At 27.4% G+C, this 14,340-nt stretch carries 15 protein-coding genes; 3 read left to right on the forward strand and 12 right to left on the reverse strand.

Annotated features, from left to right (window positions below):
• Positions 1 to 126: 126 nt before the first annotated feature.
• A complete protein-coding gene (locus ACN6I1_RS09670; protein ID WP_419741776.1) occupies positions 127 to 1,518 on the reverse strand; it encodes a YfcC family protein in 1,392 nt (463 codons plus the stop codon).
• A 218-nt stretch (positions 1,519 to 1,736) separates the two neighbouring features.
• On the reverse strand, positions 1,737 to 2,345 hold the full coding sequence (locus tag ACN6I1_RS09675) for a DedA family protein (protein ID WP_419741777.1): 609 nt from the start codon (positions 2,343 to 2,345) through the stop codon (positions 1,737 to 1,739).
• Between the two features lie 277 nt (positions 2,346 to 2,622).
• On the opposite strand from ACN6I1_RS09675, the gene ACN6I1_RS09680 reads away from it, so the two are divergent.
• Complete coding sequence (locus ACN6I1_RS09680) at positions 2,623 to 2,841, forward strand: hypothetical protein (protein WP_419741778.1); 219 nt, start codon at positions 2,623 to 2,625, stop codon at positions 2,839 to 2,841.
• 42 nt (positions 2,842 to 2,883) lie between these two features.
• Here the strand turns inward: ACN6I1_RS09680 and ACN6I1_RS09685 are convergent, their stop codons facing one another.
• From ACN6I1_RS09685 to ACN6I1_RS09700, 4 genes are all read right to left on the reverse strand, one after another.
• Positions 2,884 to 4,554 carry a dynamin family protein gene (locus ACN6I1_RS09685; RefSeq protein WP_419741779.1) on the reverse strand — a complete coding sequence of 557 codons (1,671 nt, stop codon included), beginning with the start codon at positions 4,552 to 4,554 and terminating at the stop codon, positions 2,884 to 2,886.
• Positions 4,547 to 6,220 (reverse strand): dynamin family protein, encoded by a 1,674-nt coding sequence (locus ACN6I1_RS09690; RefSeq protein WP_419741780.1) that lies wholly within the window; start codon positions 6,218 to 6,220, stop codon positions 4,547 to 4,549. Before ACN6I1_RS09690 ends, ACN6I1_RS09685 begins: the two co-directional genes overlap by 8 nt.
• Before the next feature lie 160 nt (positions 6,221 to 6,380).
• The gene (locus tag ACN6I1_RS09695; protein WP_021429490.1) at positions 6,381 to 7,265 is read right to left on the reverse strand and encodes a sigma-70 family RNA polymerase sigma factor; all 885 of its coding nucleotides are present in this window, start codon (positions 7,263 to 7,265) and stop codon (positions 6,381 to 6,383) included.
• A 411-nt stretch (positions 7,266 to 7,676) separates the two neighbouring features.
• Positions 7,677 to 8,222: a type I restriction enzyme HsdR N-terminal domain-containing protein gene (locus ACN6I1_RS09700; protein WP_419741781.1), complete on the reverse strand. Its 546-nt coding sequence runs from the start codon at positions 8,220 to 8,222 to the stop codon at positions 7,677 to 7,679.
• 349 nt (positions 8,223 to 8,571) lie between these two features.
• On the opposite strand from ACN6I1_RS09700, the gene ACN6I1_RS09705 reads away from it, so the two are divergent.
• The gene (locus ACN6I1_RS09705; protein WP_195945711.1) at positions 8,572 to 9,420 is read left to right on the forward strand and encodes a CAP domain-containing protein; all 849 of its coding nucleotides are present in this window, start codon (positions 8,572 to 8,574) and stop codon (positions 9,418 to 9,420) included.
• 184 nt (positions 9,421 to 9,604) lie between these two features.
• Entirely contained in the window at positions 9,605 to 10,852 is a 1,248-nt protein-coding gene (locus tag ACN6I1_RS09710) for a DUF1002 domain-containing protein (RefSeq protein ID WP_419741782.1), read from the forward strand.
• Between the two features lie 37 nt (positions 10,853 to 10,889).
• On the opposite strand, the gene fliN is transcribed toward ACN6I1_RS09710, so the two are convergent.
• From fliN to ACN6I1_RS09740, 6 genes are all read right to left on the reverse strand, one after another.
• The gene (gene fliN, locus ACN6I1_RS09715) at positions 10,890 to 11,153 is read right to left on the reverse strand and encodes a flagellar motor switch protein FliN (RefSeq protein ID WP_021429427.1); all 264 of its coding nucleotides are present in this window, start codon (positions 11,151 to 11,153) and stop codon (positions 10,890 to 10,892) included.
• A gap of 4 nt (positions 11,154 to 11,157) precedes the next feature.
• Positions 11,158 to 12,045 (reverse strand): flagellar motor switch protein FliM, encoded by an 888-nt coding sequence (locus ACN6I1_RS09720; protein WP_220797745.1) that lies wholly within the window; start codon positions 12,043 to 12,045, stop codon positions 11,158 to 11,160.
• 118 nt (positions 12,046 to 12,163) lie between these two features.
• On the reverse strand, positions 12,164 to 12,517 hold the full coding sequence (locus tag ACN6I1_RS09725; protein ID WP_021429429.1) for a response regulator: 354 nt from the start codon (positions 12,515 to 12,517) through the stop codon (positions 12,164 to 12,166).
• A 42-nt stretch (positions 12,518 to 12,559) separates the two neighbouring features.
• Positions 12,560 to 13,366, reverse strand: coding sequence for a CheR family methyltransferase (locus ACN6I1_RS09730; protein ID WP_053831535.1), 807 nt, complete (start codon positions 13,364 to 13,366; stop codon positions 12,560 to 12,562).
• Entirely contained in the window at positions 13,353 to 13,832 is a 480-nt protein-coding gene (locus ACN6I1_RS09735) for a chemotaxis protein CheW (protein WP_021429450.1), read from the reverse strand. The genes ACN6I1_RS09730 and ACN6I1_RS09735 overlap by 14 nt, the downstream gene beginning before the upstream one ends.
• Before the next feature lie 18 nt (positions 13,833 to 13,850).
• On the reverse strand, positions 13,851 to 14,336 hold the full coding sequence (locus ACN6I1_RS09740) for a chemotaxis protein CheD (RefSeq protein ID WP_021429432.1): 486 nt from the start codon (positions 14,334 to 14,336) through the stop codon (positions 13,851 to 13,853).
• Between the last annotated feature and the right edge of the window lie 4 nt (positions 14,337 to 14,340).

Raw genomic sequence — 14,340 nt, forward strand, 5'->3', positions numbered from 1 at the left:
AATTCTACCACACTAATAAACATTTGTTAATAGGAATAAACATTTATTTATATTTTTTATAATTTAATTTTATTATGCACTTAAATAAAATAGCAGCTTAATCATATCGATAAGCTGCTACTTTTATTAAAATCCTATGTATAACCCAATTGTTAAAAATGCTATACATACTACAATTATTCCTCCTATTAATGGAGCGATATACCTTAACCATTTAGACCATGGTATTTTAGCAAATGCTAGTGCCCCCATTAAAACTCCTGATGTAGGTGTAATTAAATTAATAATACCAGTTCCAAATTGATATGCAGTTATTATTAACTGACTAGATACTCCAACTAAATCTGAAAGTGGAGACAATACAGGTATTGTAAGTGATGCAAGTCCTGAAGACGACGGTATTAAAAATGCCAATACAGATTCTAGCGCAAAAGATAAATTAATAAATATAAATTTAGGCAATCTACTTAGTAAATCAGCTGAATAATTTAATAAAGTATCTATTATATGTCCATTCTGAGCTACTATGACTATACCACGAGCTAATGCAATAGCAAGTGCTGCAGATATTAAATCTGAAGCTCCATTTAAAAATGAATCAACTATTTCATCTTGCTTAAGACCTCCAAATATACCTGAAAAAATTCCTATCATACAAAATATCATAGCTATCTGAGGTATGTACCAGTCTAAATTTAAAACCCCATAAACCATCATGCACATTCCACCTATAAATATAGCTAGGACAATACCTTCTTTTTTTGTAAACTGCTTTATTGATGAATCCTCTACAATAAATTCACCTTTATTTTTTTGATCATAATCATATACAATCGACTTTTTAGGATCTCTTTTAACTTTATGAGCATGTAACATAACAAAGCTTATTGAAAGCGACATCAATTCCACAAAAATTAAGCTTCTATATCCTATTCCAGATCCAGGTGTTATATTGGCTAAAGCTTGCGCAATTCCAACTGAAAATGGATTTATAGTGGATGCTATTACACCTGTTCCAGAACCTATGAAAACTGTACTTATGGCTGTTAACGAATCATATCCTAAGTTCATCATTAAAGGTATAAATATCATATAAAATGGTAGGGTTTCTTCATTCATACCAAAAGTAGACCCCCCTAACCCAAATAAAATCATAGACACCGGTATTATTAATACTTGTAGTTTGTTGAGTTTTTTAACAGTATGATTAATTCCTGATTCTATAGCTCCTGTTTTATTAACTATTCCAAAAGCACCTCCTACAAGAAGTACGAACCCAACTACTTCAGCAGCATCAATAAATCCATCTATAGGAGCTTTGAACACATCTTGAATTCCCTGAGGATTTGGTGCTACCTGTCTATATGTTCCTGGTTTTACCACCATTCTTCCATCTACATTTATTCTTTGAAATTCCCCACTTGGAATAATCCATGTAAGAATAGCAATTACTACAATAAGTAAAAATATTATAGTAAATGTATGTGGTATGGTGATTTTTTTCTTAAGTTTACTCATTTCCATTTCTCCTATTTTTTTACATTTTAAATTTTATGTAGAATTATATCATAATTTGTAGAAGAAATAACTATACTTTTAAAATTTAGAAATAGTCTAAACTTTCACCAATTTCACATTTATTATAAATTTTCACTTATAAAAATTAATTCTCAACTAAATATCATATGTATGTATTTTATAATCATAATTACTTTAGTTTTAATCAAAAAAAGACACTAAGTGTCTTTATGAGCTTTTTTTATTCTACTTTTTATTATATAAACTATCGTAAATATAACAGCTATTATGCATACTACTAAAGAGTACTGTTTCAATATAGTTGTTATAATATGTATTTTATGTCCTAGCAAGTATCCTGCTGAAATTAAAGCCAAGTTCCATATTCCAATACCTATAGTTGAGTAAATTATAAAAGTTATTATATTCATTTTTATAACCCCAGCTACTATAGAAATAAATGTTCTAGCTACTGGAACTACTCTTGAAATCATTACAGATATTTTATCGTATTTTTTTATCCATGAATATGACGACATTACAGATTTTTCAGTCTTAGGAAACTTTCCTATTATAATTTCAATTAAAGGCTTACCAAATTTATATCCTAAATAATAATTGACTATACACCCAGTTATTCCGCCTAATATGGATATAGTTACTACTTGTGTAAAATTCATATTATATTTAAATGCAAATATCCCTACTAATGGTAAAACTAATTCACTTGGTAGAGGAAGGTTTGCATATTCTAATGCTACTACAATAAAAATACTAATTAATCCATAGTTTATTATAAACTCTTCAACTAATGACCTAAACTCCAACCTCTCCACCTCTTTTACTAAACTTTCTAACTACTGTGTTTTAAACAGTACTATATTTACTATCATATCATAGCTATCCTAAATATATCAATATTATATTTTTACCCCATATTTTATAATCATAATTATAATTTAGTTATTATAGTTTTGAATTTTAGGGATTTATATAATTTTTTCTCGCATATTGTATTTATTAATTCTTTGAAATTTCAGACTATAGGTTGTACAATTTAATTATAGGAACATATATTTATAAACTTTGTGGGGGGGTTTCTATATGTCTATATTTTTTTTAATTTCTTTTATGATTTTTTTAATATATTTTTTATCTATGGTTTGTATAAGGTATAGTTATATATCTAATTTAGCTATAAAAAACAAACTTGATTTTAATTCATTTTACATAAGAAACAATATTTTAGCATATGATACAGGGTTTAATAAAGTTACAGATAATATAGCATTTTCATTATATAAAATATATAATAGATGTTAGCTTAAAAAAAGCGTTAATTAAGTTTAATTAACGCTTTTTTTGTTAAAGTTTATCTATATATTCCTTCAAATCAGCTTGAAACTCTTCTATTTCGTATTCATTCATACATACATCTTTTGAATTTTCAAATATTCCTTGATCTATTTTTATAATTTCTTTGCTAGCTTTTTCGTATATATCTATTAATATATTTCTTATCTCAAATTTTATATTATCTTTGAAGCTTTCTATATCTTCTATTATATCTTTATTCATCTGATCTTGTTTTAACTTATCATATAATATTTTTCCAATTCCTCCAGTTACCGTACCTGCTAAAAGTAGTGGTGGACAATAAGTAAGCATCGCTGCCCCTATTGTTACGCTTGGAGCAGACGCAGATAAAGCAGCTGCATATACAGCTAGTGCACTACCAGATGTAGCTCCAAGTAAAGCTCCTGTTCCAATAGTTGCTAGCATTTCGTTCATATCTATTTCTTCTTCATTTAATTTAACCTTAGGTAAGTCTATATTGTAATCTCTATAGTTTATATCTTTTATAAACTCTTTTATTTTATTATTAGTAATGCTATTAACTTCTTTTATACATTCATTCCACTCTTTAAAAAATAATTCATCCAATTTTACCTTTTCATTATTTATGACATTATTTATATAGCTATCATTCATATATTCTCTAGCTATATCCGTATTTTTATTTATTCGATGTATTTCATCTTCTAAAAAGCTTTTATCCAACCACTCATTTATCTCAAACTCCATTTTAGCTTGTATATAATCAAACTTTCCATTTAATAAATTTTTATGATTTGATAATTCTTGTGATAGCATTTCTAATGACTTTAAGTATTCATAATGATATACCTTTTCTTTGTGTTTTAAGGCTTCTATAGATGAGTTTACACTTTGAAGTTTTATTTCATCATTACTAGTTCTAATACTTTTTAAAAATTCTATTAATGATACAAAGTTTCTTTTTAATTCATCCGAGTATTCTGATACTAAATCATGTTCTTTCGCTACGGCATTTTTTATTATATTATTTTGATATTCTAGATGAGATGATATTATAAAAAATTTATCTATATATAGATCATACTCATCTTCTATATAATCTAAAACTTCTTGATGATTATCATGCAGCAAATCTCCTTTGTTTAACACTCCAACTATAGGTTTCCCATAAGATGCAATTGATTCTACAGCATCTTTTATATCTTCTTGCCCTATGTGAGTTGAATCAAAAACATATAATATTATATCGGCATTTTGTATATATTTTATAGATTTATTTTCATTTTCTGATGTAATACTTTTTAATCCAGGTGTATCCACTATGCTAATATCCTTTAATACATCTGAATTTATACCTATATTTATGCAGTTTTGGTCTATATCATAAGTTTCTTCTTCATTGTAAAAAATATTTATAATCGATGATGTAGCTTCTAATACATCTACCTCAGATACCTCTCTTCCTACAATAGCGTTAACTAATGTAGATTTTCCTGATTTAACTTCTCCCATAATCGCTAATTTTAATTGGCTATATGGTTTCTCTAACAAAATATCAAAATTATTCATTACTTCTTCTAGGTTATGTTTAATAATCTTTTTAAAAGGTACATTTTTTTCTTTCATTAAATAATTTCTAACTGGAGATTCTATAAAAGTACATCTAGCTTCTTCAATATAATTATTTAAGTTACCCAACATAATCCCCCCATTTTTTTAAAATATTATCGATATCATTAACTTGCCTTAAATGTTTTTTTATTATCATATAATCTGTATATTTTATTCTAAATGCTTTGGTGGATTTGTTAATTATATCCTTTTCTATACTGTTTAATTGGTTATCTAAATAATTTAATAAATTTGACCTTAATTTATTCCTTTCATCTATAATTAAGTACACATTTGTTTCATAATTTTTTATTTTTTTAAGTTTACTTAGAAAAGCTATTTCTTTATATTGATTGTTTTCTTCTTTTATTAAATATTCAATATTTAATATTTCTTTTGACTTGCTTATATTTACATTAATATGGTTTAAGTCATCTGTTTCATCACAACATAAAATTTTCTTATTTAAACTTAAATACATATTATTAAGTTCTATTTCTAGTAAGTTTTCTAAATCTTTTAATTGAGTGTACACACCATTAGTTTTTAAATTTTCAATATTTGTACATATGTTTATTTTCTTTTCAAAATATGATTTTAACTTTTCAATTTCATAGTTTATACTTCTTTTTACCTCGTCAAATTTGTATAAATCCTCATATAAATCTCTTTTATAAGTATTGATTAGTTTTTTTAAATATTCTCCACTAATTTTTAAATGCATATACTTTGACTTAATTTGCATTTTTTCTGAATTTATTTTAAAATTGCTATCTATACTATTTCTTAGTTCTTCTATATTGCTTAAATTGGTAAGTTTCTTATCATTGCTTATATATCCATCAATTGCTTCTTTTGAAGATACAAAAACTATATCTACAAAATAGTTTTTATATAAATTTTTGACCTCTTCCTTAACTTTTGATAAATCATTGCCTTTATTTCTTATCTCATCGACTTTGTTCACTGCACAAATTATATTATTATAATCATCGCTTAATATATAATTTTCATTCAACTCAACTATCATATCATTACTTGATTTTGAAACTATATTCTTTGCATCTAAAACCCAGATTATACCATCTGCTCTTTTATAATAATCAACCATTCGTTCTTTGGTATTTTTTAGTAAGTTTTGATTTAAACCAGGAGTATCTACTATAATAAAATCATTTAAAACTCCGCTTTTGTTTATATAATGTTTTACCTCTACAATATCATATTTATATAAATACTTTTCTTCTAAAGACTTTTTACACTCCTTTAAATCATAAATACTTAAATCATTATGCTTTTTTATTTTTTCAAATTTGTCTTTTATAACTTTTTTTGAGTTCTTAACTTTTTCTTCTTCTGCTTCTAAAATTGATAGTCCTTCATTATAATTATAGGATTTTGTTTCATATCCACTGACAATATCCATTTTTTTATAATTAGATGATGTTAATATATCTAATCTCCAGGTATTCGGAATATCTTTTGTCTTTAATTTATTATCTTTTATCAAGGAGTTTATTAGAGTTGATTTGCCATATTTTCCAGGACCCATAACAAATAATAAAAATGGTTCTTTAAGTTCAATTATACTTTTAGAAATTGTATTTATTTCTTTTTCAATTTCAGCTATAAGCTTATACGTTTTACTTGACTCTAAAAAAGATTGTATCTTCATATTTTTTAGATTATCTTTAATAATTTGAATATCCGAATGAATTTCCATATAAACTTTTTCTCTATTTGAATAGTACATAGCATCAATCCTTGAAATAAGTTTTTTATATACTTTACATTATATTAATATATATCCTATTAATATGACTTACTTTCTAAAACTAATTTAATTAAGCATAAAAAAGCTATGCAAACATTTAAATAACGTTTACATAGCTTTTTAAATAAATAGATATATTTTAATAAAAATGCTTTAATTGCTTTAATCTACTTGGATGTCTTAACTTTCTTATAGCCTTAGCTTCTATTTGTCTTATTCTTTCTCTAGTAACTCCAAATACCTTTCCTATTTCCTCTAATGTCTTAGGTATATCATCATCTAATCCAAATCTCATTCTAAGTACTCTTTGTTCCTGTTCGCTTAGTCCAGTTAGTAGTTCTTCGATTTTCTCTCTTAGATTATGTTGTTCTACTTCATGCATAACTACATCTCCAAAATATGCATCTGAAGGTATAAACTCAACTAAACTACTATCTTCATCTTCTTTTATAGGTGTATCCAATGAAACTATGTTTTTATCTCTTTTAAGTAAATCTATTATTTTCTCTACTTCTATCTCACATGCTACGGCTAACTCTTCTATTTTAGGTTCTCTTTGTAGCTCTAGTGATAATTCCTGTTTTTTTCTTTTCACAAAGTTAATTCTTTGATGAAGATGAACAGGTATTCTAATAGTATTCTCACAATCATCTATGTATCTAGTTATACTTTGTTTTATCCACCATGTAGCATAAGTACTAAATTTATATCCTTTTTTATAATCATACTTTTCTACAGCTTTTATAAGTCCTATATTTCCTGCTTGAATTAAATCAAGCATATCGATATTTTCTTTTCTATATTTTTTAGCAATACTAACAACTAATCTGTAATTTGCATTGATAAATTCTTCCTTAGCTCCTATAAATGACTCATCTATTTTTTTAGCTAATTCAACTTCCTCTACCGCAGACAACATTTTGTACTCTTCAATTTCTTTTAAGTACATTTTCATAGCATTTGATGAATTTGATGAATCACTGTAAATGTAATTTTCATAAGTATGTTCTCTTTTAGCCCCCATAATCTACCCCTTCTATCTCTAATAATTTGTTAATCAAATTTAAAAAGTGTCTGTAGTTTCATCCTCATGTTAATAGTATGTAAACTTTTCTTAAAAAATACTTTTTAGTTGTCAACAAATTCCTATATCTATTATTCTACACTTACATATCAAATTCCTTGATTTTTTTTATATTTTTTTAAAATAATATTTTATTAACTACAATATTACTATAAAGAACAAAAGACTGCACAATGTGCAGTCTTTTACCCTCGAACGACAAAGTCAAATCCCTATTAATAAGTCCAATAATAATCTTGCCCCTATATTACGGTAAAATATTAATGAGATTATAACAGATTTATAATACCATTAATAAAAGGGTTTAGTCAAGCTAAACCCTCATATCATCGCAAATTTAAGCATATTTTATTATTTATTGTCGTGGTTACATCCGCAACTTCCACCACAGCATTCATGATCTTCATCATGGCTGTGTCCACCGCAACATTCATGATCTTTATGATCATGATCTTCTCCACATCCACAATCATGAGATGCTTCATGCTCTTTTACTAATTCTTCCATTTCGAAGAATTCTTTTACCATTACATCATACTCTGGAAGTGATTCTTCTGTATCATATTCTTCACCAGTCCAATTTGCATACATCATTTCATTTCCATTAGTTAAAACAGCTCTTCCTGCTAAAGTTATATTATCTACATCTTCTAAGAAATCTACCGCTTCTTGAGCTGCTTCCCCTTGTAAAGGTGTTTCTTCATCTAAACATTTTATAATCATAACAGGAGCGTAAAAATCTTCATTATCTTTTACGTTTACCATTATATCTATTACACCTTCTGCTCCTTCTTCAAATTCTGATAATGCTACATCTGTATCTATCATCTCTTGTGGAACAAATAAATCTTCCATTAAGTATTTTATAACTCTATCTTTTACTAATTCTTTTGACATAGTAAATCTCCTTTCATCTTTTGGTAATTTTACCTTTTAATAGTATACCATTTTTTTAATAATTTAACTAAATTTTTTGCTATTTATATTTAAATTTAAAGGTTTAATGCTTTTATACCCATCAATATAGTTTTTACTCTATTTTTGTATATATACTCTAATTTTTACATTATTGTAATTTATATATAATATTGACATAACTTAACAATGCATAAATGCTAGGCTTTATGATACTATAGTTACATCCAAGATATAGGCGCTGGGGGTAGCGCATCTTGTAGGTTACAATTCGGTAACATTTTCAAACAATTCATTTATAAAACTATAACATTAAAGAGGTGACTTAATTATGAATATCAAAGTAAAAACATTATTATCATTAGGTGTAGTATCTATAATAGGAGTTTGTTCTACACTACCTATCAATGCTGCATCAAATGAAACTGTATGCAAGAAAGTTCTTTGCGACAATAAAAGTTATGAGGAATACTTATCTGTTAACGTAAATGGTAAAGACTGTGCAACACCTATAAAGCCTTTACACTATTTAATACAAGATATTTTAAATAATAAAGGGAAGTGTCCTACTTCACAAGCTAAACCATCTACTCCTAATGTAGATAACAATACTGAATCTAAGCCTGATTCTAAGCCAGAAGGTAATACAGGTTCTAATGCAAGTAAACCATCTACTCCTAATGTAGATAATAATACTGGATCTAAGCCTGATTCTAAACCAGAAGGAAATACTGGTTCTAATCAGGAATCTAAACCTGAAGTAAAACCTGAACAACCTTCTAATCCATCTGGTAACTTTGCAAGTTTCCAAAAAGAAGTATTAGATTTAGTTAATAAGGAAAGAACAAGCAGAGGGCTTCAAGCTCTTAAGTTTAACTCAGAATTATCAAATGTAGCTACTTTAAAATCACAAGATATGATTGATAAAAACTACTTTGACCATACATCACCAACTTATGGTTCTCCATTTGACATGATGAAAAAATTCGGTATAAGCTATACTTCAGCTGGAGAAAATATAGCTATGGGACAAGAAACTCCACAAGAGGTTATGAATGCTTGGATGAATTCGGACGGTCATAGAAAGAATATACTTAACCCAGATTTCACTGAACTAGGTGTTGGTATAGCTGCAAAAGGTTCTTCTTTATACTGGACACAAATGTTTATAGGTAAATAATATAAATAAAAAAGATATGGATAAAATCCATATCTTTTTTTATTTTATTAATCAAATTTATATCAAATGCATATATACTATTTGAGTAAGAACTCTAAAAATGTTATAATTTTGTAATCGTCAAAATTTACAAAATGCTTTATTATATTAGTATCTGTTTAAATTATTTTAAAGGAGATTAATTATGAGTCTAAAAAAGAGAGTTACGTCAATTATTATATGTTGTACTGTTATATTAGGAAGTTTTAGTTTAGTATTCGCAGATTCTTCAAGAGTTGTTACTTTAGGAGCTAACTTAAGTTCTGAGCAAAAGCAAACTATGCTAAAATACTTCGGTGTAAATCAAAATGATGCAGTTATACTTGAAGTAAATAACCAAGAAGAAAGAAAGTATTTACAAGGTATAGCACCTGAAGCTCAAATAGGAACTAAAACTTATTCTTGTGCTTATGTTGAACCTACTAAGGCAGGAAGTGGAATAAACGTAAAAACAGCAAATATTACATGGGTTACTTCAGCTATGATAGCTAGTACACTTGCTAGTTTAGGTATAACTGATGCTAACTGTGTAATAGCTGCTAATTTCCCTGTAAGTGGAACAGGAGCCCTTACTGGTGTAATGAAGGCCTATGAGGATGCTACTGGCAAGCCTCTAGATGAAAACAAGAAGGAAATAGCTACAGAAGAACTAGTTGTAACTGGGGACTTAGGCCAAGATATAGGTCAAGATAAAGCTACAGGAATAGTTAATGATGTAAAAACACAAGTTATTAAGAATAATACTAGCGATACAGTTCAAATCGCAGATACAATAAATAATATTACTAATAACTATAATGTAACATTATCACCTGAACAACAAAAACAATTAGAAGATTTAATGCTTAAAATTTCTAAGCAAGATTATGACTACGGTAAAATGAAAGATGCTTTAAATAGCGTATCAGATACTGTAAATGAAAATTTAAAAGATCTAGGCGAAAGTGTAAATAATTCAGGTATATTAGATACCGTTAAAGGATGGTTTACTGGAATTGGAGATTGGTTTGCTGGATTAACAGGTTCTAAAGATGAAAATCTAGGTATATTAGAAAATACAAATGATAGTTTACTTGGTGAAAATGCACACATAGATGCTACTAACAAAGATGCTATAAATTTACCTTCTAGTGAGCAAGTTGAAGGATTCTTTGGTAAGGTATGGCATTGGTTTACAGGATTATTCAATGGAGATTCTAACAACTCAGAAAATAGTAACAACAATAATACAACTGAAACAAGTTCTCCAAATGAAAGCCCTGATCAATCTAATGAATCTAATACTAATGAAGTTAACACCAATGAAAATGTAGATTTAAATAATAATGCAAATACAAATCCAGTTGAAAACCAAAATAATAACACAGACAATAATACACAACAAAATAACTAAAATAAAAAGGCAGATAAATTATTATCTGCCTTTTATATTATCCTATAGTCTTTACTAACTCTTCTTCACCTAATATGCGCGTTATTCTAACTCCGAAATTTTCATCTACAATTACAACTTGTCCATAACCAATTTTTCTACCATTTACATTGATTTCAACTTCTTGCCCTTCAAATGTATCTAGCTCAATTAAAGACCCTTTTGATAACTCAAATATGTCTTTTAATGCTATTTTCGTTCTACCAAGCACTGCACTTACTTTAAGTTCTATATCTAATACTCTATCAAAATTTTCACTCATATGATTACACTTCCTTTTTTACACTATCTGTTATAATAACACCACGCTTATTTTTAATAAGCCCTGGTTTGCATTTAAAAGATCTTGCGCCTCCTACATTAAGGTCTATATCTCCATCTATTTTAGTATCTAGAGTTATAACATCTCCAAGCTTTAAGTCTAATAACTCTTCTACACTTATTTCAGTTCTACCTAATACTGCAATCATTTCTGCACTTGTTCCACAAATTTTATTATAAATAGCATTTGTGAATTCAAAGTCATATTCAATATTTTTACTTTTAAAAAGTCTTTTGGGTTCTAATTGCTCTAATACAGGTTCCATACAACTGTATGGGTTGCAGAAAGACATTCTACCTACTTCTTTGTTTCCATCCATCATTCTCATGTGAGAGATTAATACTGACTCACTAACTGGATATTTTTTACTAGAACCTACATTTGTGTAAACATTAGAAACATCCCTATGATCACAACCTTCAAATATATGCATTTTAGTTAAAAACTTACTACCTATATAAGATATTAACTCTCGGTCTACTTCTGTTAACTCTCTATTGTAATCACTGAATACTCCATCTCCTCCAAGTATTAAATCTACAAATGTAAGCGCAACACTCTTATCAATTTGATATATAAGACCTTGAATTAGTGGCTGTATTGAATGTTCAATAATTACTGAGTCATTAGAAATCATATTCATAAACTCTTCGTAGTTTGTTTGTTCTATTTTTTCTAATTTACACACTATATTAGGTCTTTTTAATTCATAAGCTACAAATAAATTTATATTCTTGCAAAATTCTTCTTCTATTATAGATAAGAATCTCATATTTCCTGTAGAATATCTTTGTGGCTTTTTAAAGTCATATACAACAATTCCTTGGCTCATAATATTCTTTATCTCCTCTATAAATTTCATTGATTTAAAAGGTCATATACAGTTTTTCATACTTTAAGACTATAAATAAATCTTTGGATAATATAAAATAACCTCTTATACTTTAATTTTATAACTTAGATAAAGCTGATACTATGATTTCCTCTTTAAATGGCTTTACTATAAATCCTTTTGCTCCATATATTATAGCTTCTTTCATTCTAGCTTCTTGTCCTAACGCCGAAACCATTACTACAGAAGCTGCTGGATCAATTTTTTTAATTTCTCTTAATGCTTGTAATCCATCCATTTCCGGCATAGTTATATCTAATGTTACTATGTCTGGTTGTAATTCTTGATATTTTTCAATGGCCATTACTCCATTTTCTGCTTCTCCTACTATTTCAAAATCATAATTTTGAAGCATCGTACGTATAGACATACGCATAAATGCTGCATCATCAACTATTAATACTCTTTTCATAATTTCTTCCTCCATTTATGTCAATTATTATCTTTTTTTATTTTATATTTTTCTATACACTGATGGTTTAACTCTTTGAAAATCGGTTTGCAGGTTAGATAAATTTTCTGACATACCTATAATCAAATACCCTCCAGGCTTAAGTGAGTCATACAATCTCTTTATTAATCTTTGCTTTGTAGGTGTATCAAAATATATCATTACATTTCTACAAAAAATAACATCGTATTTGCATTTTTCCCAACCTAAACTATTATTTAAATTAAAGTATTTAAAATCAATTAACTCTTTTACATTGTCATCAATCACATAGTTTTTTTCACTTACTTTTTTAAAAAAACTCTTTTTCCATACAACTGGCAATTTTGATATTTTATCTTCTGAATAAATTCCAGCCTTTGCTTGTTTTAATACATTATCAGAAATATCTGATGCAGTTATACTAACTTTAAATTTTGAACTTTTTCCAAGTATAGATGATACTAACATCGCAATACAATAAGGCTCTTCTCCTGTAGATGATGCTGCTGACCAAATTTTAATTCCACCAGCATGAGGTCTTTTTAAGCTAGGCATTAGTATTTCATTTTTTAAAAAATCATAATGTTGCTCTTCTCTCATAAAATATGTAAAATTTGTAGTAAGCTTCTCTACAAGTGTTGATGCTTGTTCTCCTGTGCTATCTTTCATTAAATTATCTATATAACTTTTAAAATCCGTAAATCCTAGTTTTTTTACCATTAATAATAATCTAGTTTCTATTAATGTTCTTTTGTTTTCTAAGTTTATTCCATAGTTATTATACATATAATTTTTTAGGCGTAAAAAATCTTGATTAGTTAGTTCCATCGTTAACATCCTCTATAATTTTCACTAAAGAATCGCAGTCTAATATCATTTGAACATCATCATTAATTTCACTAACACCTTTTATAAAGTTTTGTTTGTAGTCTTCTTTACTTGAGTTCATTTTCATAATTTGATTAGGTAAAATAGTAATAACTTCATTTACTGCGTCAACAATCAGTCCAATTTTTTCCATACCATTCTCTATTATAATTATACACGTTCTTTCATTATAGTCTATAGGTTCTATATCAAATCTCATCCTAGCATCCATAACAGGTATAATATTACTTCTTAAATTTATAATACCCTTCATATATTCAGGAAGAAAAGGAACCTTTGTTATTGGTAATACCTCAATAATTTCTATAATGTAATTTGATGATAGTGCATATTTTTGACCGTTTATAATAAACACCATGTATAAATCATCAATTTTACCTTCTATTATTTCATCATTTGCATTCACAAATAATACACCCTCCTTTTAAATAACTTTTTCGCGTTTTCCAACACTCTTAATAGTTAGCTTATTTGTAAGAGTATCAAAGACAATAGTCCTTCCACAAGAACCTAATACATCTTCAGAAACAATAGAAATATTCAACTTAGCTAACGTCTCTTTGCATGATTTTACATTTTTTTCTCCAATAGTAAAAATACTACTACTAGAGTTTTTAAAATTAAACATATGTGCACCACCAGCTAACTTAGCTCTTATAAGCCTTTGGTTAGCTCCAGATTTTATCATTTGTTCATATAATAAATAAATTCCACTATCTGCATACTTCGATTTGTTATCCATTTTTTTATCAACCTTTGAATCTGGAAGCAAAATATGTACTAATCCTGCAATTTTATTTATTTCATCATACAAAACTACGCCACAACATGACCCAAGTCCAACAGTCATTATCTTTTCTGGTGCTCTTACAATGTTAGATTCTGCTATTCCTACTGTTATAATTTTCATTAAC

The organism is Paraclostridium dentum, assembly GCF_048568265.1.
GTDB lineage: Bacteria > Bacillota > Clostridia > Peptostreptococcales > Peptostreptococcaceae > Paraclostridium > Paraclostridium dentum.